Here is a 21657-nt window from a genome sequence, read left to right on the forward strand (position 1 = left end):
GGGTTGGGGAGCTCGCGGGCCTCGAGTTGGCCGATAGCGCTGCTTTCCCAGTTGGGGCTGTTCGGCACCGCGATGATGACAGTTCTGTTGGCAATGCTGGTGCGGGGCCTGCGGGGTAGCGGCAGTCGTATCGATCCCGAGGTCGACGCGATCGCGTCGAGCGTCCGCGCTTGCGCCCTGTCCGCGCTTGTGGCCGGGTCGCTGGCAAGTGGCAGCGCCGACCCCGGTATCGTGTTCTTGATTCCTCTCGCTGTCGTTCTTGTCAGTCGGGTTTTGCCTGTTGAAGACAACAGCAGCGTTGCTGGGACTCCTGTGAGGACGCCCCAGCATTCGCGCGGTTCCAGCGAAAACGTGATTCAAGCGCAGGTCGGCACCGTTCCCGGCCGCGTGTAGCAAGATCCACCGGGAGGCTGAACGGCCTACGGAATGCCTACAGTATCACCGACGGTATCTGCTTTAAGTGCTATTCCCGGCGCCTCGTGCCGCTCGGCCGATATCAAGTCCAGCGCGCCCGTTTCATCCAGGGCCAATGGTATTTCAATCTTGATGGTATCTCCGGGCTCCACGACACTCGTTTCGTTAGCCTGTATTTGCACCGTCGTGCCATCCGCCGACGGTCGGAAAATCGTGTAGATCGGCGCAGTCAGGTCCGATTCGGCTTGGCGGGCAAGAAGATTCGGGGCAGATGTCTCGGAGTCGTACAAGAGCCGCCTTGCTGTTTCTGTCTTGCTGTCGAGAGCATCGAGTTCGGCTTGAGTTTGACGCAGGTCGATCGTTATCTCGTTTTTCCGTCCGTCCTGGAGTTCGAGAATTGATATGTCTGTCTTACTGATTTCCTGACGTCCGCGTAGCAGACTGGTTTCCGCCGACAACCTCTCGCTCTGCGCCTGGGCAAGGGCACGTTCTAGAGAAAATTCCCGCGGCGCTACCGCAAGACCTTTGACGACAAGCGCAGAGACCGCTGTCAATTCTTTCTGGATGGAGCCGATCTGCTTGTCGAGGAAAACGAGCTGCGCTTCCAGCGAGGTGAGTTCCTTCTGGAGGAATTCACGCAGACCTTGAAGCGCCTTGATCTGGGTGTTCAACCCCTCGCTGCGTGCCTGGAAGATTAAACGCTCCTGGTTGATGAGCATGGCAAAGACGTCGTCCTGAATGCGCGACGTCAACTGGGCCGGAAACTGAATGTCGCCGGCATGCGAGAGTTCCGCCTCGAGCCGTGCCTTACGAGCGAGGAGATTGGCCTCGTTCAGCCTAAGCAGGCTCACATCGCCGCGACCCTGGATCACTTCGCGCTCGAACCTGGCGTCCTTGTCCTCCCGCGTCCGCAGTCCGCCCGCGATGCTCAATGCCTGCAAGACGGTCAGCCCGGGACGGTATGCGAATTCTCCCGATTGCGTCACCTTGCCGACAACGTAGAACGGTCGGAACTGGACGACTTCCACCGCCGTGTTCGGTTTTCGCACAAGGCCAACACTTTTCATCAGGCTGTTGCCGATGGAGTTCGCCATCTCGCCGGTAGTGAGGCCGGCAGCCTTGATTTCCCCAACCAGCGGGAGCGAAACGGAGCCGTTGGGACCGACCGTGTACACGTCGTTGAGAGCACTCCAGGCAAAAATCGTGTCGCGCGACGCACGCCATTCGTAGACCTTGATGCGGAGCTTATCCTGCGGGCCGAGCACATACTCCTTGGCGTTCGCAGCCGAAACACCCAGCATACAGGCCAAGAATAATCCCGCCGACACCACGACGTGTAGCAGGCGCCAAGCCTGGCGCCGATTTGACAGCCTGCCGAGGCACCGGGCTCGGTAATTTGAGCAAGTGCCTTTGTCGATCGAAAAGGACGGGTCATCGAGCATCTTTTACCTCTGCACTAGATCTCCAGAATATATTCTGGCTGCACCCGGCCTCTTGCGACGTGTGAAAGAGCCAGAAGATTGCCGCGCAGACGTCCTCTCCGGTCGATGTAGGATTCCGGCCAGAGACTGCGCGCGAGATTGGCAAGCAGATTTCTGCCCATCAATCTTAGTGCGAAACTCAATGGAACGGTCCCTTTGCGGATGAGGTAGATTGGGTTCGTCACCTGGGAATAGCCGAAACGAACGCCGCTTACGCGACCGCCCTTGATGCCAAGATGAACGCCGCGGATCGACTGCAGAGACACGACCCGCCCTCGGGCTCTCAGCTGGCTGGTGAAATCAACGTCTTCCTGCCACCCATAGAGCACAAGCCGTTCGTCGAAGCGCAGGCCGCCGATGAATGCCGCTCTGATCGACATGTTGCATCCATAGGCGCTAAACTGATCCACTCCAGGCGCTTCAGTCGCTTTGCCGGCTTCGTGAAGCGCCTGGATACCCTCGTCCCAGGTGAGCCCCGCAGTCGTTGCGCCGTCTTTCAGCACGTTTCCGGTCACCACTGCCCAGTCAGGCTGCTGCATGAACGCCCTCGATACGCCATCGAGATAGTCGTCTGCAGGAATGAAGTCATCGTCGAAAAAGGTGATTATGTCGAAACAGTCGCCTGCCGCATCGAGGGCAATGTTACGCTGTGCCGGCAAGCCCGTTTTTCCGAACACGCTCGATACAGGAAACCGGCAGACTAAGTTGTTGGGAATATGGTCGGCGTCGGGAGCTGAAATTATCACCGCGTCAGGGAGCCGGGTCTGTCGCTCAAGCTGTGCGAGAAGACGAGCCACATGTTCCGCGCGGCCAAACGTTGCGACGACAACCACCACTTTTATCGACAATCAACTCTCCGCGCAGCCAATGAAGTGAGTGCGCTATGATCCTAATCCGCCGGCCGCGCCGATACAGCCTGCGCATAAGGTTAGCGTTGAGGCGTGCTTAGGCCCATCGAAGTAGGAGCCGTACCTCGTTGGAGTACATCCGGCCTCGGGAGGGGCGCGGAGCTTAACCCGATAGCCAGCTTGTTTGGACGGGACGGACGACACACAGTCGTTGAGCATCCAGGCAAAAAAACAGAATCCCCGAAAAGGTGCCAACGTTCCGGAGGGCAATGCATGCGCCATGTGCGACAGCCAAAAGCAACCGCCAAGATAGGCCATGATACCAAACATTTGCGATCCATCAGCACGACGCCATTTGCTGCCATCGACCGCAACGCGCGCATCGCCGTCGTGCACGACTGGTGCCCGAATTTTCGGGGAGGGGAGCAGGTTCTTGCTCGGATCTGCAAGCTCTTTCCAAGAGCCGAGGTCTTCACCCTCTTTGATTTTCTCCCGAAGGAGGTCAAAGACAAGCATTTTCGAGACGTAATTTTTCACGTTTCTGCGATGAATCGGCTGCCATTTGTGCAAAAATACTACCGGTCTTTATTTTTTCTTTGCCCATTTATGATCGAGCAATTTGATGTCACTGGATATGACGCAGTAATTTCCTCTTCGGCCGCATTCTCTCGAGGCGTTCTTACTCGCCCAGACCAACCGCACCTTTGCTATGTGCACAGTCCGGTGCGATATGCGTGGGACGAACAATTCTCCTATTTGCAGCAAGCCGGCTTGGGGTTTGGGCCGAAGGGCCTTGCCTTTCGTTATTTGCTTCACAGGCTGCGGACCTGGGACACCCGCACGGCACACGGTCCTGATTTGATGCTGGCGAATTCGAATTATGTCCGCTCCCGGATCGAACGGATTTACGGCCGCGATGCGCGGGTAGTCCATCCGCCCGTGGCCATCGGGGAACTTAAACTCGTCGCCAGCAAGGATGACTACTACGTGACGGCCGCGTTCCACGCCCCGTATAAACGTACGGATCTGATTATTGAGGCGTTCAGCAAAACTCCGTCGCGTCGCCTGATTGTTGTCGGCGACGAAGTACAATCCAAGCATCTCCGATCGCTTGCTGGTCCGAACATAATCTTCACTGGTTATCTGCCGCGGCATGAATACATCGAGAAAATCGCAAATGCCCGTGCGATGGTGTTCGCCGGATGCGAGGATTTCGGGATAACGCTTGCCGAGGCCCAGGCGTGTGGCACTCCATTGATTGCCTTCGGCCGTGGAGGTGCCCGCGACATTGTCCGGCCACTTGGCGAGAGCATTCATCCGACAGGTGTGCTCTTCGACCGTCAGGCCGTCGATTCTGTAGCTGAGGCGATTGATCTATTCGAGGAAAATGCGGTGTCAATTACGTCGCACGCCTGCCGCATGAATGCGACCCGGTTCTCCGAAGAAAGGTTCGACCTGGCGATACTCGACGCCCTTGGCTTGGCCCGGTCTGTCCAGCTTGCTCGCGCAACTGCGCCCAATGAACTCTTCGGAGCCGAGAGTGCGACACGCGATATAACCGGTTCTCTTGCCGAGCCAATTCTACAATGAATTCGATCGACCTTCACATGGCAAGCAACGGCAGAGCGCTTCGACCGGCCGCATGTCCGTGCTGCTCGGCGCCCGTTAGCCGGTCAATTTACCGGGTCGAATCCATCCCGGTGCATAGTTGCGTCCTGCTCAACTCGGCCCAGGAAGCTCACTCCTTTCCCCGCCGCGACCTTGACCTCGCATTCTGCGAATCGTGCGGGTTCATATTCAACCAAGCCTTTGACGAAACGGTCATGGGCTACTCGACCAATTTCGAGGAATCCCAGCATTTTTCGGGCACTTTCAACAATTTCGCGAAAGGACTTGCCCGTGAGATTGCACAGAAATGTGCGATAGCCGGCAAGCACGTGTTAGAGATCGGGTGCGGCAAGGGTGAGTTTCTGCGCGAACTTTGTACGTCGGGTGGTGCCACCGGGCTCGGCATCGATCCGGGATATCGAGCTGATAAGGGACGCAGTGAAGACCGCGGCGACATTCAGTTCATCGTCGATCTCTTCGGACCAGATTACCGGCACCTCCAAACGGATGCAGTCCTTTGCCGCCACACGCTCGAACACGTGGCTTCTGTCTCGACTTTCGTGCGGCTCATCCGCGAGATGACGGGCGAACGGGCCGAAGACTGGGTCGTCTTTGAAACCCCGGATGCAAAACGCGTGCTGGCAGAGAGCGCGTTCTGGGACATTTACTACGAGCATTGTTCCTATTTCAGTCCCGGCGCGCACGCACGACTGTTTCGCCAAGAAGGGTTCGACGTTACCGATCTAGAACTCGTCTACGACAACCAGTACATCGTTCAGTACGCCCGGCCGTCGGCAGGCCGGACGACACCAAGACTGCCGCTCGAGCGCGATCTGGAAGAGATGCGTCGGTTGGCGGAAACCTTTCCCGCCCGCGTGCGTGCCGTTCAGAATTTCTGGCAGGAGCGCATCCGCGCCGCGCACGCCGCCGGCCGGCGGGTCGTCCTGTGGGGTGGCGGCTCCAAGGCAGTGTCGTTCCTGACGACGTTGCAGCTTGGAGGCGAAGTGTGGGCAGCAGTCGACATCAACCCTTACAAGCAAGGCAAGTTTACGCCGGGAACCGGTCACCCGGTCATTGCGCCTAGCGACCTGTTGGAAACTCCGCCTGACCTCGTCATCGTTATGAACCCGATATACCTGAATGAAGTGGCGCAATCCTTGAAAGCGCTGGACCTGCGACCGGAAATCATCGCGGTCTGATCGCACTCTCGCCGAGAAGAACCCGAAAAATGGAACATTCCAAGCTGCCACGAGTATCCCTTGGTATGCCCGTTTACAACGGTGAGAATTTCGTCTCCGAGGCGATCCAGTCGATCCTCGAGCAGGACTTCATCGATTTCGAACTTGTCATCACCGACAATGCTTCGACCGATAGAACAGCCGATATATGTCTGGAGTTTGCGCGGTGGGACAGGCGCGTCCGCTATGTCCGAAATGCACACAACCTGGGCGCCGCGGCCAATTTCAATCGAGCTTTCGAATTGAGTTCGGGCGAATATTTCAAGTGGTGCGCGCACGATGACGTCTTGGGTCGTGATTTCCTGACGGACTGCGTACGTGCACTCGACGATAACGCCCGCCACGTCATTGCCTATCCGCGCTTGCTGGGAATCGACGAGACCGGACAGCTGACTTCCTATGTCGAACGGGTATTGCCGGATATGGGAGGACCATCGCCCGCGTCCCGCTTCCGGCTGATGGTTGCGGCGCACGGATGGGATGCGGCGATGTTTGGCCTTTGGCGCCGGGATGCCTTGGCCAAAACGACATTGCACGAGCCCTACTATGGCTCCGACTGTGCGCTTTTGGCCGAGATGGCTCTTCTCGGGACGTTCGTTCACGCGGCCAACGCGATTCTATTCAGCCGTGACCATCCGACGCGCTCGGTGCGATTGCCGAGCTCCGAACGATTGGCTTGGCAAAATCCGGACGGCTCTACCGCGAACGCCTTTGAATTGTCGAGGCGGGTAAAGCACCTCGTCGCGATTGCCTATCGACACAGGCGGACAGCACCGCTGGGTAGGACACTGTTTCATCTGGTTGCATGGGTCTTGGATCCGCTTCTCATTGCGAGATTTTGCCTGGAAGTTGTAGGCGTTGTTTCTCCGCAGCTTCGCATCAAGCTGCGCGGCGCCGGCCTGGGAGCACTGAAACGCATTCATGCCGTCTCAGATCGATCTCCTGGCTAGACGAGTGATCTGGTGCGACGATCCGCCGGGAGGCTTTGAATGAAGCGTCGCCTAGTCAGGCCTGCGGTCGCAGGAGTGTCAGCCTCCCGCCAATTGCCGGAGGGCTCGGGCAAGAGAAATCTGGTGATCGTCCGGGCCGGGCGTAGCTCTTTGCATGCCGGCTGGACTGAGGGGCCGGGCGAAGCCGACTTCGATCTTCTCGTCGCCGCCTATGAGGCTGGTGCCACCCATGGACAGAACGATTTGAGCGTATTTCTGCCCGGGCGCAAGATCGCAGGGTACCATGCCTTGTTTCAATGCTACCCTGAAATTGTGATGCGATACGATTTCATTGCACTGATCGACGATGATATCGAGGCGACGAAGCTGGACCTGAATCGTCTGTTCGCAATCGGTCGCCAATATAAACTTGATCTGTTTCAGCCGGCGCTGTCATGGGATAGCTATTTCTCCTACGCAGCGACACTTGTCAGCGGCAAGCGGTATTTGTTGCGATACACCAACACGGTCGAAATGATGTGTCCGGTGTTCAGTGCCAAATGCCTGCAAGGCGCGTTGAATTTATTCGGGATCGGCTACGAGACGGGAATAGATCTTCTGTGGACCCGCCTGACTGACGCGCCCTGGTTGCGTTACGCCATAGTTGACGACGTCGTCGTAAGACACACGCGGCCGGTCGGGACAACAAAGTCGCTTCAAGGCTTCGGCGCCAATGAACGCTACGACGTGCAGGTCGATGCTGTGTTGAAGAGGTTCGGCGCTGCGTTTCGCGGGTTCGTAACCTATGCAGCGGTTGACCGGCGCGGGCAACTCGTCCGGTCTCGCTTTCTGATCGGGCTTAACTCCCTGTCCCTTTGGCGGGGCCTGTTCAAGACGCCACTTAAATGGGCGCACTTTATGCGCCGCTCGACCGACTATACGCGACACTGCTGGCTAAGGCCCGTCAATTTGCAACGGGTCGACATTGATGGGGGCGAGAAACCAAGTCGTCAGCTGCAGAACGCAGGCCGCGCAATCATGCCACGATGATCTCCGGTGCGAGGCCAAGCTCATGGGTGATCTGGATAACTTCGTCGCGATATAGAGGGTTCATCACGACGATCGACCGCAGGGGCCTGCCGCGCAGGCTCTCCGGCCCAACCACAGGTGTCCCGACGCCCGGAGCAAAGCGCCTTTGCTTGTGCGGGTTGACGTCGACCAGCGCGCTTATCCGAGCGCCCTCGGGGACGACGTTGACGAAAGTGACACCCTTTGATCCCGCACCCCAGACAACAGTCTGCTCTGGATCCCGTTTTGAAAGGTAATCGCGCCACCAAGCGACCTTGTCGCGATAGGTTCGGTCGAAGCGGCGGACCAACGCATCGATCTCTCCAGATCTTGAAAAATTGATCGTCATCCGGGTTTCGAGAGGCTTTGCCTCTATGAAGAGGTACTGTTCACCGAAAGACGCGCCTTGGTCCAACACCTCGAAGCCTGCCGTCTGCATCGCTGCCCGCAATGAGTGAGGCGTAAAGTAGGAAACGTGCTCATAGATCAGATCCCAGATTCCCATGTCGCGCAATGTATAGAGGGCATTGGGCACCTCGATGTAAAATACGGTGTTAGGCTCAACCCCTGGATGGGAACGAAGTCCTTGCAGGAAGGCAATCGGGCTAGCTATGTGCTCTAGGACGTGACGGCAGGAAACGAAGTCAGGTTTGATGTCCGGATAGGCATTGCCGAACCAGTCATTGATGAATTCAACGCCGGCGACGTCCTCGCCCCGATTGTCTTCGAAACTCCTGTCGAAGCCGATTCCCCTGGCACCGCTGGCCGAGCAGAGCCGCTTGAGGAAATCACCCTTGCCGCAACCGACGTCCACGGCCAATTTTCCCTCGAGTGCGTAAGCAGTGGACAGGCGGCCCGCGAGATCCTCGACGAAGGCCACGAAGCGCGGCGAGAAATGCAGGGAATTCTCGTAATTTTGCGTATAGCCGATCCGACCGTCTTCGAACGCCGCGTTGAAGAAATGTTCACAACTGCGGCAAAACGCGAGAACGAATTGGCCAGTCGGTGCAGCGACGGCCGAGTTTGCGTCAGGGTGCAGGGAATTGCACGAGAATGGAATGGCTTCGAAGGATACCGAATGCAGCAAATCCTGCCGCCGACAGACCGGACAATCGACGCGAAGACGCATCGAATTCGTCACCGGTTCACGCGCTTCGGCGCAGGCAGCGCTTCGAACCTGCACGGTCACACGATCCGCGGGTTCGGCACGGGAACGATGAATTTTCCGCCCCTGGCCCGATATTCTGTTTGTTGCGCCATGATTTCATCGAGGAAGTTCCAGGCAAGCACGAGGACGTAGTCCGGTTGCGCCTCCAACAGAGCTTCCGTGGAGCGGATAGGAATTTTCTGACCGGGCATGTACTTGCCCTGCTTGTGAGTGTTGCGGTCCACGACGAAGTCAATGAGATCGCGTCCGATGCCGACCGTGTTGATCAAGGTGGCGCCTTTGGCCGCCGCCCCATAGGCGGCGATTGAGGCGCCGTCGGCTTTCAGCCGGCGCAGCAATGTGGAGAGATCGACTTTTAACTTGTCGACCGTCGCGGAAAAATCGATGTAGTAATCAATGGCGTCGATCCCTTGTGCTTTCTCATGAGCGAGTTGATCCCTGACGCTTACTCCGACACGCTCCTGCAGTTCGACATAAAGACGAAGCGAACCACCATGAATCGAGAGTTGCTTTATTTCGTTGAGATAAAGGCCATGTCTCCGAAACAACTTGTCCAATGCGGTCACTGAAAAATAGCACAAATGTTCGTGGTAGATCGTATCGAATTCGCAATGATCAATCATTGGTTCGACATACGGCGCCTCAAGCACCGCAACGCCGTCGTCCTTGAGCAACAGCGCAATGCCTGCAACAAAACCATTGGTGTCGGCCACGTGCGCGAGCACATTATTTGCGTGAATCACGTCGGCCCGCACGCCCTGTCTGCGAAGAGACTCAGCCAGCTCGCGAGTGAAGAAAGCTACGTGCGTTGGCACGCCGAACTCGCTGGCGACAGCAGCAGGCCCATCGGCGGGATCGATGCCAAGAACCGGAATGCCCGCCTCGACATAGTTCTTCAGGAGATAGCCGTCGTTGCTTGCCAGCTCGATCACGAAACTGCCCGAGTGTAAGCCGCGACGTTCAATCAAATCGAGCACATTGTCCCGGGAATGCCGCAGCAGCGCTTGCGAGAACGAGGAGTAGTAGGGATAGGCATTGGCAAACAGAATCCTGGGGTTCACCGTTTCCGTGATTTGCACCAAGCTGCAATCGCCACAGAAGGCGACACTGAGCGGAAAGACCGGCTCCTCTTCGCCATCGTCGATGCTCGATGGAAGCCGATCGGCAAGCGGCGTCGTGCCAAGCTTCAGGAACGTATTGATGTGGCTTCCGCCGCAAGAGCGGCAGACCTGCTCGGTTACAGATGCTGCACCAACGATCATCATGGCCATGGCTCCCGTCTGTGTTTGCTCAAACCGCTATCGCCAACTGCCGCGTGCGGCGAAGATCGGCATCCAGTTCGCCGTTTCGGACCAGCTTCTGCACATGGGCGATGCGCTTGAACCGCTCGCCCTCGAAATCCTCAAGTGCAAGGCCTGCTGCGCGAAACGTGTAATAGAGCTGTTCGATGCCGCGCCGCGCTGTCCATTGCGGCTTAAACCCGTGCAGGCGGCGGCCTATATAGGTGCAGTCGACGCGATAGCATCGCTTGTCTGGCCCGGCATCGGGCGCGAACTCCACGAGGCTGCCGGGAACGATCGTTTGCACCAAAGCCGCGATCTCCCGAATCTGATAGTTTTCCGTGGTCAAGCCGACATTGAATGCCTCGTTGTGGACCAGCTCTCGCTCGGCTTCGAGCACGGCGGTATAGGCCAGCGCAATGTCTTCCACGTGGACGATCGGACGCCATGGCGAGCCGTCGCTCTTGAGGTAGACCCGCCCAGTCGTATAGGCCCAGGCGGTCAGATTGTTGACCACGAGATCGAATCGGATGCGAGGCGACATGCCGTAGGCAGTGGAAGCGCGCAGGAATGTCGGGCTGAATGATTTATCCGCCATCGGCGCGACCGCCCGCTCCACATTCGCCTTTGAGGCGCCGTAAGGCGTAACCGGGTTGAAGGGAGCATTTTCGGTCAGAAAGCTGTCGCCGGCTGCGCCGTAGTTGCTGCAAGAGGAGGCATATAGGAACCGCTGGACGCCGGCGGCCTTGGCGATCTGCGCAAGCCTTACCGAAGCGCCGCAGTTGATCTCTTCGGTAAGGAGGGGTCGGTAGTCCCCCAACGGATCGTTTGAAAGTCCGGCGAGATGGATGATCGCGTCGAAGCCGGCGACGTCGTCAACCTCGATATCACGGATGTCTTTCTCGATCGTCGGCACATGGGCCAACTCTCCTACGAAAGTGCAGGACCGGAAGATGTCGCTGTCTAGTCCCGTGACGTCATGGCCGCGTTCAAGCAGCATCGGAGTCAGGACGGAACCGATGTAGCCGAGGTGGCCTGTAACCAGAACTTTCATCGATCAATTCCCATGTTTTCCAGGGCGCCTGCCCGCTGTCCCACAATTTCTGAAGGAGATGCTTTTCTCGTATGGTGTCCATGCATTGCCAGAAGGATTCGTGGCGATATGCCATCAACTGGCCATCGGCCGCGAGCCGCTGCATTGGCGCGTGTTCGAACATGACGTCGTCGCCATCGATATAGTCCTTTACGCCCGGCTCGAGCACGAAGAAGGCGCCATTGATCCAGCCCTCTGAAGCCTGTGGCTTCTCTGTGAAGTCGACAACGCGATGGCCATCGAATTCGATGTGCCCATAGCGTGCCGGCGGACGCACCGCCGTCATCGTTGCAAGTTTGCCATGCGATTTGTGAAAGGCGATCAGGTCATCGAGGTTGACGTCCGAAACGCCATCACCCCACGTAAGCATGAACGTCTCGTCGTCCATCCAGTCGATCAGGCGCTTGATGCGGCCGCCTGTCAGCGTATTCAGTCCCGTCTCTACAAGATCGACGGACCAATCAGGGAGCGAACTCGAGTGGCGCTTGACGCTTCCTGATGCAGCATTGACAGTCAAGCTGCCATCGAACGCGACATAGTCGCTGAACCATCGTTTGATGTATTCGCCCTTGTATCCCAACGCGACGGCGAACTCGCAGTGGCCGTAAGCGTAGTAGTGCATCATGATATGCCAAAGGATCGGCTTCGCTCCAATCTCGACCATTGGTTTCGGTCGGATCTCGGTCTCTTCCGCCAGCCGTGTTCCTAATCCGCCAGCAAGAATTCCTACCTTCATTGTTTTCTCACCCCAATCGCTTACAGTTTTTTTGCTACCATGCGTAGGTCGGGTTGAGCCACACCGAAGAACGGATGATCGGAACCATCGATGCATGACGTCAGGCATTCGATTGGCGCTATGCTCGATAGAGCGATGCGTAAGGGATCTCATCCATTCGACGTAGCGGACTGGCAGGCGTCGGCGGTCATCATTGCACCCCATCCTGATGATGAGACATTGGGATGTGGAGGGGTCGCCAGCAAGAAGTTCAGCTCGGGCGTCGACGTCCGGTTTATTTTCGTTACCGACGGTTCGGCATCCCATTCAAATCGGCTTGATATGGAGGCGCTGCGGATCGCCCGTGAAAACGAAGCGATCGAGGCCGTTTGCCGGTTGGGCGGGTCGGCCGATCGGGTGAGATTTCTACGTGTTCCCGACGGAATGGCAAAACATCATGTCGGCAAGATCGCAGACGCGATCGCTCAGTTGCTTTTCGCTTGGCAACCACAGAGCGTGTACGTCACTCATGGAAAAGAGCCGCCTGCGGACCATGTTGCCACCAATCTTGGCGTGCGAGGCGCGCTTCAACTGTATAACCGGCGCGTGACCGTGTTCGAATATCCCGTCTGGTATTGGTATCAATGGCCGTGGGTTCGTCTGCACGATGACGTGCTTGGATTCAATCGCACCGCATTCCGGCAAACGGTTCGGACTCTTGCCGGCTTGCGCGGCGTTAAGATGTTCAACTCCAATGCCTATATCGGCGACGTGGTCGATGTAAAACGTCACGCGCTGGCAGCACACCGGTCCCAGATGGAGCGGCCGGCGGGCCTCGACGATTGGCCTATTTTGGCGGATGTAGGTGGGGGCGATTTTCTGAAGCGGCTGCTAAGCGATCACGAGATGTTCACGCGCTATGAGTTTAACGCGTGAACGCTGTCTTCTGAGCGATGGCATGAGGGGGTACCGCTAGACAGGCAAAAGTATGAGCAGACCAACCGATGTCTAACTCGAAGGTGGCCATTCATTCTGCCATCTTCGGACGGTGCGGCTCGATTTCCCGTGCCTGGATGCGAATTTGGCCTGTAAGGATATTGTATGAGACTGGCGACGAAGCTCCGCGATGTCTTCTACAGCATGCCTATCGTTGCAGAGGGTGAGGCCGCCGGCCTGAAGATCTTTTCGCGCGGGGCTGACCCCGATTTTGCCCGAGGGACCTATGAACTTCCGATACAGGAAACGATTGCATCGCTTCTGGCGCCGGGCAATGTGTTTTATGACGTTGGCGCCAACATCGGTTTCTTCTCACTGATCGCAGCGCGTCGCGTCGGCCCGCATGGCCAAGTCTATGCATACGAGCCCGTCCCCCGCAATGCCGCCGCCATCGGGCGAAGCCGAGATGTGAACAGACTGAGCATCATCCACGTTTTCACTGAAGCGGTTGGGGCGGTGACCGGCGATGCCGAATTGTTGCTGGCACGCCATCTCGGTGGCGCAACGCTCGCCATGGAATCCATGCCGCCGGATATGAGCGGGCGCCTCATGGTCAGGACAACGACACTCGATGACTCCATCGCCACACACGGCCTCAGGCCGCCAACCCTCGTCAAGATCGATGTCGAGGGTGCAGAAGTCGACGTGCTTCGCGGCATGACAGCGGCACTGACCGCATATCGTCCTAAGGTCATTTGCGAGGTGGACGCTGCAACGAAAAGCGGGCTCGATCGCAAAGCACGCGAAATTATCGAGTTCTTGGCCACAGCCGGCTATGCCGTGTCTTCCTTGCCCGCCGCTTATGCCAACGATGGCTGGCGAGTCGAGCACATTCTCGCGCAGCCCATGATGACGTGAGGAGGTCCTAGTTGTTGCACCGTCATGACTGGGCAGAAACTGCTGAAGAGGCTGAGGCCGGCGTCGTCCGGCCGCAGATTCTTGTCGCCGACAATTTTCAGGACGATCGCGCCCGCGGTGCGGTAATCGGCACCTTGGCAGTGAAGGGAGGAGTCAGGCGAGGACGCGACATCGAACGCCAGATCGCGATCGATCACGGCGCACTTCGTTTCCAGCCACTCGTTAGGCCAGGCTGGGGCCGGCAAGGGATCTCCTATGGTCCCTTTCAGCGAGAGGCTGGTCTGGTGCTATTGGTCTCGATAACCAACGGCCACAACACATCGCAGGGATCGCCATTGCCTGATGACCTCGCCAGGCGAGTCTACCGTTGGCTGCGGGGACCCGGCATCGACCCATGGCCCGGCCGTCTGATGTCATTGATACATGCGCCACGAAAGAGATCCACCCTTCGCCGTTTTTGGTGGTGGATGCTCAGCACGCCCAGGACCTACCGGGGCCCGAACATCAACGAGAACCTGGCTGTCGGGTGGTTCCCCAGTGAGGCGCCGGTTAATCCCGTGGAAGAGGGCTGCGGCTTTGTCGTGCATGCCGCCGAAGGCGAAAACGGCGAGCTGTGGGCTCGTGTAGGAAAGCAATGCCTGAGTGCGTTTCGGCGCCTAAAGAACCTCCATATCTACTATGTCGTGGCGTTGCGGGAGCAGGGCGCTATCTACTATGCGGCCGCCGACCAAAAAGCTCACGGACTTGCTGCTTTTCCGATGATGCGTCCGATTGCGATTGATCCTTTCAACAAGGACGAAGCGTTATTTGCAGGTGTTCATCAGTCGGCACTTGGCCAGATCGGATTTCGGGTCGACACACGCGTGCAGGCGGTTCATGTCGGGCGGATGCCTGAATTTTCTACGGTGTTTGGAACCGCCCACGCTGCCGATGCACTTGTGCAGGGCCTGCCGGGGCAGATCGCGGCAATCGGGGGGCGGTGGCGTTTTTTGCAGGATGCTGGCGATAATCTATCTGTCGTCGATCCCGGTTGCCCTTCAGGATTGATCCATGGGCTGCTGGAAATCGGCGCGGTCTCGGATGTGTGTGGTCTCGTCTGGCGGTTTCGGGACAAGGACAATTTCTGGCTGCTGAAACTCTCGACGCTCGGATGCACCTTGGTCAGCAAGCAATCGGGCAAAGAGACTACGATCGCGACGAATCCGGGACAGGCCTTGCGCGAATGTTCTACCCATTCGGTCCAGGTTCTTGACTGGGACGGTCAGGTAAGCTGCTTTCTGGACGGGATTCATCTTTTCGACGCGGCTGCTGGGGCCGATTCAATCGAGAGTGCTACCGGGGTAGGTACATGGAGAAGCTGCCACGGCGAGCCGCGCTGGCATAACTTCGAGGCTCATCCTTGTGAAGTTCCCATCCCATTGATGGCGCCTCTGGAGGCGCATTGGAACCAACTCGGAACAAGCCTGTCCTACGCCGACGGTTTTACCGGTACTGCCGGCGAACTGGATCGCCGCACGACGGAATTGGGCGGCGGGCAATGGGCAAGAACACTGGGGACCGGGGTCATCGACATCGACGGGTTGGGCAGCGCCCGCGTGCGCGCGAGCGTAGACAGACCGAACCCGGGTCGGACATTCTATTCGCTGCCATGGGATCTACCGGGGTTCAGCGATCTCGAGGTTGCAATCGAGCCTCCTGGGAAGCGCCGAGGCCAAGATCAGCGCAGCCGGGCGGGACTGCTCTTCTGGCAAGACAACGACAACTACGTTTGTGTTACGACTTGGCTCGACGATGTCTACCAAGGCGCTTCGATTTCGGTGTTCATCAAGCGGCTCGGCTTTGAGGAACTTTATGACGCGGTCTGGACTAATGTGGCGGACAAGGTCGTTTGGGGAAAACGCTTTCGCATGCGCGTTGCATTCGACGGAAATCGGTTTGCAATTTTGATCGACGACGAACCGGTGATGCAGCGAAGCCTGACCGACATCTATCCTGAAGACCCTGCACTTCAAATTTTGCGGGTCGGACTCGCCGTTAACTGGGAGTGGGGAGATGACACGGGCTCGGTGTTCACGTCGTTCAAGGCCCGGCGCTGAGCGAAGGAAAGGTTCCTCTTTCCAAACCGTGAACGGTGGGTGGCGATGGCCCTGTCGTACAGGGTCCGGGTCGACTGGGCGATTTTTTCCCACGCATAGAGATCGGCGACCCGCGCGGCTCCCCGGCGTCCCAGTTTCGCCGCTCGCCCTGGCTCTCCAAGAAGGGCGATGATTTGGGCAGCAAGCGCATCCGGGTCGCTCTTCTCCACCACAACGCCGCCGCCAGTCGCTTCCATGATCTCCGTCATGCCGCCGACGCGAGTGGCTACGACAGGAGTACCATTCGACAGCGCCTCGATCAGGCTCATTCCGAAGGACTCGCTGAGAGAGGGATTCACGAGAAGCGATGCTTCGGCATATCGCTCCGCCAATTTTTTGTAGGGCTGCGTCCCAACGAAGCTGACGGTGCCAGCGATCGTCGGCGGTATCATCGCGCGAAGTGCGGCATCGTAGGACCCGAGGTATGCGCTACCGCCATGGTAGAACCGAGCGAGATCGCGGACTTCGCGGTCCGTGCTCAGGTCAATCAGGAATTCACGAGGAAGCGTTGCCGATGGGCCGACGATCTCGAGGCGGGCCTCAGGACAGGCCGCAATAACGGTCTGCCATGCTTCGATCAGCGTGTGGATGCCTTTTTCGGGCGATACACGGCCGACGAACAATACCTTTCCCGCAATTCGCGCTACGGCGACGTCCTGGTTCGCGGGCGCTCCGTTCGGCAGGACTGCGAAAATTGTGTCCATTTCAGCAAAGCGCGTGCGCGCCGCAGTCACGACATGTTCAGAGCACCCGACGGTGAGATCGGTGGCGGCGAGCGCTCGCTTCATCGCATTTCGGTCAAGTTCCGCAAGCCAGTCACAATGCATGTGCAACACGATTGCTGCTTTCGGCGCCGCCCGTCGAATGGCGGGCACGTATTGCGGAAAATTCTGGATGTGGACCACGTCGGGCGAGAGACGGCGTACCGTTCGAATGGCCTGGGCGAGAAAATCGAATGCATAGACATTTTGCGCGACCAGGGGCGACCGCGGCCAGACACGGCTCCAGAGGCGCGACGCCATGCCCCACAGGCGAGCCGGCGCGCATTTGAGCAACTCGAAACGTATGCCGTCGATTTCCATCTGAGCCGGCATCCCGCGCAGGCGCCGAGCGATTATGGTCGTGTGGCAATCTGCACCCAGCCGTCTTGCGACTTCATACGTCCAGATGCCGATCGAGTTCTGGATCGGGGGCGTAACCGTGTCGAAAGGCTGGCTCAGGATCACGATCTTCATCGAGCTCTCAGCCTCAGGACAAAATTGCGTGCGTTGAGCAGGTCGGGGCGCACCAGTACGAAGGAAGCTGCTGCATAAACTGCCGCGCCAATCAAGATACCGCCAGCCAGCACGATTCCTGGCGCCGCACTTGCCGGAGCACCGCGCAGCCAAACGCTGACGACTGCGAACATCAAGGCCGAAGCGACGGCAAGCCGTGGGAAAATCACCAGCGGCCTGACAACGTCAATTCGGGCAATTCTCTGAACCTGGAAGAGGAAGAACGGCAGAAGCACAACGTTGCTGACCACGAGAGCAGCAACGGCCCATTCGAAGTTGATCTGCACTCCACCCGTGATCAAGACGAGCGCCAGCACCGTATAGATCATGTTCAGCTTCAGGAGTATGCCCGACCGGCCGAGCGCCAGGATCGTAAACGAGCAGAGGCTGTCAACGGTGCGTTGAACGCCCAATATCATGAGTATCTGTACAGCCGCTACACCAACCGACCACTGCTGGCCGAAGATGAAGGGAACAGCGACGGGCGCGACCGCGGCAAATCCAACGAAGGCTGGAAAGCCAATGATCCCGGCCATGCGCACTGTCGCGTTGAAGAAGTCGTTTATCTTTTCCGGCTGGCCCTGGATGCGGGACACAGTTGGCATGGTGATCGCCATGAGCGGCCACAACAATGATTCCACCAGGAGATCGAGAGGACGACGCGCGAGCGCATATATACCAACGGCGTGAGGGCCGAGGAACGCGCCAAGCACGATCTTGGGGATCTCGTCGTTGCCGAAATTCCACAGAGTCTGCAGGACGAGAGGCCCGGCAAATCCAAACAATTCCCGAATGCGGACATAGGAAAATCTGAGCCTTGGCCGCCAGGAGCTTCCAAAAAGAATAACGGTGGTTTCGACTGCGGCCTTCGTCAGTTGCATCCAAACGAGGCTCCACACGCCAAAACCTGCGATAGCCATGCCTACGCCCAACGCGCCGCCGACTGCCGAGCCGGTGAGCGTACGCACGGCGAACAGTCGAAAATCCAGTTGCCGCTTGAGGATCGCCGCTGGCACAACGGCAAACGCCTGGATCACGACGATGGCGCTGGTCCATTTGACGAGCGCCTCCAAATGCGGCTGGTCGAACGCGGCCGCGACGGCGCCGGCGGATATCCAGATAAGCCCACTAATCGCCGCGCCTGTTGCGGCAAGCAGGTAGAAAGCCGAATCGAGGTGAATGGGATCGATTTCCGCCCGCTGGATAATAGCGTCGGGTAGGCCCCTCGTTACCGGGGCAGCGAGAATATTGGGCACCACCATGGCGAGCGCAGCGAGCCCGAATGCCTCGGGACCAAGGTGGCGCGCCAGCACCACAAATACGCCGAACATGGCGATCTGTCGGCCCCAGGTCTCGACAGCGGCCCAAACAGCGCCAGTGACGACCTGTCGGCCGAAAACGTTCATTGAACCGCCTGTTGAGGCTCGTTGGGAAACAGAACCGTGTGTCTGGAGCGAAACTCATACGATTGGATCAATTCCGCCACGATCTGTTCGCCACTCACCTCGCCGCTGTCCAGTTTCGACACGTAAACGGAAAGCCCATTGTTATCCGGCTCCCGTCCCAGAAGTAGCCGATAGAGAAGGGCTACGTATTGCGCATTTCCAAGCCTAACTGGTCGATTGTCAGTCCTGAATTCAACCGAATGCAGCAGCTTCGTCAGTGTCGGAAATATAGACGGATCCTTCTTCATCGCGACGACCTCGCGCCACTGCTCGGTCGGCGACGGCATGCGATGCAAGATTAGACAATACGCATAGGCAATCTGGTTGGCGTGGTTGAAGGCAGACTTATCGAACGCATCAAGCGAACAGGGGTGAAATGTACCGGTATCTGCAACGGGAGGTACCGACGTCTGGTCCGGAGGCGGCGAGCCCTTCGTCGAGACCGTCGGCGAACTGGAACTTGCATTGCCGTCCGCAATGATTTTCTTCACGGCATCATATGCCGGCTTTTGACCGCTCGGCGCCCATAGCCCGGCGTCGCGCTCCTTCAGGCGGACGAGGCCCATGAAGGCCTCATAGCTTGGCGCCCAGTACGGCTCGTCGAGCAGTTCGTAGATATGGGCAGCTTCCAGTCCATATAGAAATTGATATCTGCGCAGGAGTTTCATGGTCTGGATCAGACCTTCGGCCTGCTGCTTTTCCCCTCGTTGGCTGCCGCCACTGTAATTGAACTCTGTCAGCCAGATAGGTTGGCCGAACGTCGCCAGGAATTTGAATGCTTCCTCTGGGTCACCCTCGTAAAGATGCCAGACCGAAATATCCCATCTGATACCGTCCTGCAGCATGCGGGTGAACGCTGCACGGTGACCCCAGCCGGCCGTCCCCATGGCTTTTCTTATGGTCGGATCCGTCGCGGTGGTTGCATCCGACAGACCGCGCAGCACTGCGCTCACCTTTGCCCAGCGCGGACTGAAATAGTCGGATGTCACGGTGCCGCCGGCAGGGCCCCACGAGCAGTTGTATTGTATTCCGCTGTCCTGCATCTCGCAGGGCATCAAGATCGCATAGTTCTCCATCTCATTGCCAAGTTCCCAAACGCGGATGTCGTCCTTGAAGCGGGATACGAGTGTCGACGCGAGACGATAGGCCTGCGCATAAAGGTCATCGACGGTTCCATTGTCGAGGTCTAGTTCGGGGGTGATTACCGGTAGGATCTGGACGCCGCGCTCCTTGCCCGCCTTGACCAGTTCGGCAAGTTTGGTGGCGCTGTTGGCGCTGGAAATGTTGACACGATACGACTTCATGCCGAGCTCACGGATGTAGTCGAGCTGCTGCTCGATCGATATCCCAGGATAGGCGTTGAAGGGATGACCATTTACCCCCCAGAGCAGATCCGCTGCGCAGGAAGCCGACATACCCAGCAGACATGCCAGGGATATCCCTAAACGTCTGGTCGCGGCGACTGCCCGTCCAACGGCACCTGGTTGCGATGGATTGGTCGGCCGCTGCATTAGCGCGAACTTGCTTGTCTTGCGCCAGATATCATGCGGCTTCACTCCATTCGCTGAACTCTGCCTGACATCCATTCGAGCGCGGCGATTGAGGATCTGCCACACTGCCCAACGTAGTCTACCACTGCCGCGCCACGCGGAACCCCACACATTCGGCGTAACCGCTCAGGATTTGCCACGCCATTCGGATGAGAGCTGCCCGGGATGCCGCCCGACAAAGCGATTGGTTACGTCCCAAAGGCCAAGATGACCCGGCCTTCTTCGTCATCCAATGTCGCGGAACGAAAGAGCGCTGGTGACCGAAACCCTGTCGCCCGGACCTGGTTTCCTGATGACACGACACTGGACAATCAACGGCCGTTTTCTCGCGCAGCCGACCACCGGAGTTCAGCGGTACGCACGCGAGATCGTTTCGGCGCTGGATGCCTTGATCGTGGGCCAAGTTCCCCTGGCACGGGATCTCGCCGTCGAGCTCTTGGTTCCACCGGGGTCGCTTGACACGTTGTCCCTAACAGCGATCCGTGTCCGAACTGTCGGCAGCTTCGGCGGGCATGCGTGGGAACAAGCTGTGCTTCCGGCCTATCTTCGCGGCGGCCTGCTCAGCCTCTGCAACACGGGCCCTCTGACCGTGCGTCGGCAGATTCTGTGCATTCACGACGTCAATACACGAGCATGCCCGCAGAGCTATACACTTCCATTTCGGCTTCTGTACCGGACCTTGGTTCCCGCCTTGGGCAGGACCGCGCGTAAGGTTGCGACCGTGTCGCAGTACTCTGCGGTTGAACTGGCGCGCTATGGCGTGTGCCCGTCGGCAAAGGTCGAGGTTGTAAGCAACGGGCATGAACATGCGCTGCGATGGACCCCCCGCCACTCGGAACAAACCCTGGCCGTTGCCGGTCCTAGGACAATCGTCGTACTTGGCAGTTCTATCCCGCATAAAAATGTCGGTTTGATCCTCGGCATGCACGAACGACTTGCCGCGGCGGGGCTACAGGTTGTTGTTGTGGGTGCATCCACGTCCCGTGTCTTCGGCAGCATTGGCAACAAGAAGTCGCCTAACGTCATCTGGCTGGGAAGAAGGTCTGACGCGGAACTCGGCGCACTTCTGAGCGATTGCCTGTGCCTTGCGTTCCCCTCGCTGGTTGAAGGTTTCGGACTACCGCCTCTCGAAGCCATGACGCTAGGATGCCCGGTGGTCACGTCGGACCGTGCCAGTCTGCCTGAAATCGGTGGGGATGCGGTTTTGTACGCATCACCTTGCGATGAGAATGCATGGTTCGATTGTTTCATGCGCCTGGTCCACGAAGACGGCCTCAGAACCAAATTGATCGCACGCGGTCGCGCAAGGACGGCCCGATTTCAGTGGGCCGCGTCGGCTCAGCGGTATTTGGAACTGATGGCCAGCGTGGATGGGTTTCCAGAAGTGCCACCACCACTCCGGGAATTCGAATGCAATCCGCATGAGCAACTTGCAGACGCAACAAGTATTATTTGAAGGAGCCTCAGGCCTAACGGCGATTGCTCATAAATACACTTGAAGAAAGCGTCTCCTTGTTGCCAATTGGTTGCGATTTTTTAATTAAGAATGGTTATATA

General features: G+C 58.1%; 17 protein-coding genes and 1 pseudogene. 9 read left to right on the forward strand and 9 right to left on the reverse strand.

Annotated elements, in window-relative coordinates:
• Positions 1-393 (forward strand): annotated as a pseudogene (locus CN311_RS27855) (hypothetical protein); the annotation flags it as partial.
• Between the two features lie 26 nt (positions 394-419).
• On the opposite strand, the gene CN311_RS27860 reads toward CN311_RS27855, so the two are convergent.
• Positions 420-1856: a polysaccharide biosynthesis/export family protein gene (locus CN311_RS27860; RefSeq protein ID WP_097576849.1), complete on the reverse strand. Its 1437-nt coding sequence runs from the start codon at positions 1854-1856 to the stop codon at positions 420-422.
• 14 nt (positions 1857-1870) lie between these two features.
• A complete protein-coding gene (locus CN311_RS27865) occupies positions 1871-2737 on the reverse strand; it encodes a glycosyltransferase family 2 protein (protein ID WP_097576859.1) in 867 nt (288 codons plus the stop codon).
• Positions 2738-3016: 279 nt separating this feature from the next.
• Here CN311_RS27865 and CN311_RS27870 point away from each other — a divergent pair, with 279 nt between their 5' ends.
• The 4 genes from CN311_RS27870 to CN311_RS27885 all read left to right on the forward strand — a co-directional run bounded on the left by CN311_RS27870 (position 3017) and on the right by CN311_RS27885 (position 7568).
• Complete coding sequence (locus tag CN311_RS27870) at positions 3017-4333, forward strand: glycosyltransferase (RefSeq protein WP_097576850.1); 1317 nt, start codon at positions 3017-3019, stop codon at positions 4331-4333.
• A gap of 233 nt (positions 4334-4566) precedes the next feature.
• A complete protein-coding gene (locus CN311_RS27875) occupies positions 4567-5550 on the forward strand; it encodes a class I SAM-dependent methyltransferase (RefSeq protein ID WP_097576860.1) in 984 nt (327 codons plus the stop codon).
• A gap of 29 nt (positions 5551-5579) precedes the next feature.
• Positions 5580-6539, forward strand: a complete 960-nt coding sequence (locus CN311_RS27880; protein ID WP_097576851.1) for a glycosyltransferase family 2 protein — start codon at positions 5580-5582, stop codon at positions 6537-6539.
• 39 nt (positions 6540-6578) lie between these two features.
• Positions 6579-7568: a DUF707 domain-containing protein gene (locus tag CN311_RS27885; RefSeq protein WP_097576852.1), complete on the forward strand. Its 990-nt coding sequence runs from the start codon at positions 6579-6581 to the stop codon at positions 7566-7568.
• On the opposite strand, the gene CN311_RS27890 is transcribed toward CN311_RS27885, so the two are convergent.
• Genes CN311_RS27890 through rfbF form a run of 4 tightly spaced genes read right to left on the reverse strand, consistent with a single transcriptional unit; the run spans position 7555 to position 11863 of the window.
• Positions 7555-8775 carry a class I SAM-dependent methyltransferase gene (locus tag CN311_RS27890; RefSeq protein ID WP_245440978.1) on the reverse strand — a complete coding sequence of 407 codons (1221 nt, stop codon included), beginning with the start codon at positions 8773-8775 and terminating at the stop codon, positions 7555-7557. The two genes, CN311_RS27885 and CN311_RS27890, sit on opposite strands and share 14 nt — an antisense overlap.
• Positions 8772-10025, reverse strand: coding sequence for a class I SAM-dependent methyltransferase (locus CN311_RS27895; RefSeq protein ID WP_165779872.1), 1254 nt, complete (start codon positions 10023-10025; stop codon positions 8772-8774). The genes CN311_RS27890 and CN311_RS27895 overlap by 4 nt, the downstream gene beginning before the upstream one ends.
• Positions 10026-10044: 19 nt before the next feature.
• A complete protein-coding gene (locus CN311_RS27900) occupies positions 10045-11088 on the reverse strand; it encodes an NAD-dependent epimerase/dehydratase family protein (RefSeq protein WP_097576853.1) in 1044 nt (347 codons plus the stop codon).
• The gene (gene rfbF / locus CN311_RS27905; protein ID WP_097576854.1) at positions 11024-11863 is read right to left on the reverse strand and encodes a glucose-1-phosphate cytidylyltransferase; all 840 of its coding nucleotides are present in this window, start codon (positions 11861-11863) and stop codon (positions 11024-11026) included. The genes CN311_RS27900 and rfbF overlap by 65 nt, the downstream gene beginning before the upstream one ends.
• Before the next feature lie 90 nt (positions 11864-11953).
• Here rfbF and CN311_RS27910 point away from each other — a divergent pair, with 90 nt between their 5' ends.
• From CN311_RS27910 to CN311_RS27920, 3 genes are all read left to right on the forward strand, one after another.
• Entirely contained in the window at positions 11954-12778 is an 825-nt protein-coding gene (locus CN311_RS27910) for a PIG-L deacetylase family protein (RefSeq protein ID WP_097576855.1), read from the forward strand.
• 165 nt (positions 12779-12943) lie between these two features.
• Entirely contained in the window at positions 12944-13696 is a 753-nt protein-coding gene (locus CN311_RS27915) for an FkbM family methyltransferase (RefSeq protein WP_097576856.1), read from the forward strand.
• 11 nt (positions 13697-13707) lie between these two features.
• Positions 13708-15792: an oxidoreductase gene (locus tag CN311_RS27920; protein WP_245440979.1), complete on the forward strand. Its 2085-nt coding sequence runs from the start codon at positions 13708-13710 to the stop codon at positions 15790-15792.
• On the opposite strand, the gene CN311_RS27925 is transcribed toward CN311_RS27920, so the two are convergent.
• From CN311_RS27925 to CN311_RS27935, 3 genes are read right to left on the reverse strand one after another with little or no spacing between them, the layout of a single operon-like run.
• Positions 15705-17066 (reverse strand): glycosyltransferase family 4 protein, encoded by a 1362-nt coding sequence (locus tag CN311_RS27925; RefSeq protein ID WP_097576857.1) that lies wholly within the window; start codon positions 17064-17066, stop codon positions 15705-15707. The two genes, CN311_RS27920 and CN311_RS27925, sit on opposite strands and share 88 nt — an antisense overlap.
• Entirely contained in the window at positions 17063-18511 is a 1449-nt protein-coding gene (locus CN311_RS27930; RefSeq protein ID WP_097576858.1) for a lipopolysaccharide biosynthesis protein, read from the reverse strand. Before CN311_RS27930 ends, CN311_RS27925 begins: the two co-directional genes overlap by 4 nt.
• Complete coding sequence (locus CN311_RS27935) at positions 18508-20061, reverse strand: DUF4214 domain-containing protein (protein WP_097576864.1); 1554 nt, start codon at positions 20059-20061, stop codon at positions 18508-18510. The genes CN311_RS27930 and CN311_RS27935 overlap by 4 nt, the downstream gene beginning before the upstream one ends.
• 331 nt (positions 20062-20392) lie before the next feature.
• Here CN311_RS27935 and CN311_RS27940 point away from each other — a divergent pair, with 331 nt between their 5' ends.
• Positions 20393-21556, forward strand: a complete 1164-nt coding sequence (locus CN311_RS27940; RefSeq protein ID WP_097576865.1) for a glycosyltransferase family 4 protein — start codon at positions 20393-20395, stop codon at positions 21554-21556.
• The last annotated feature ends 101 nt before the right edge of the window (positions 21557-21657 follow it).

Source organism: Mesorhizobium sanjuanii (assembly GCF_002529485.1).
GTDB lineage: Bacteria > Pseudomonadota > Alphaproteobacteria > Rhizobiales > Rhizobiaceae > Mesorhizobium > Mesorhizobium sanjuanii.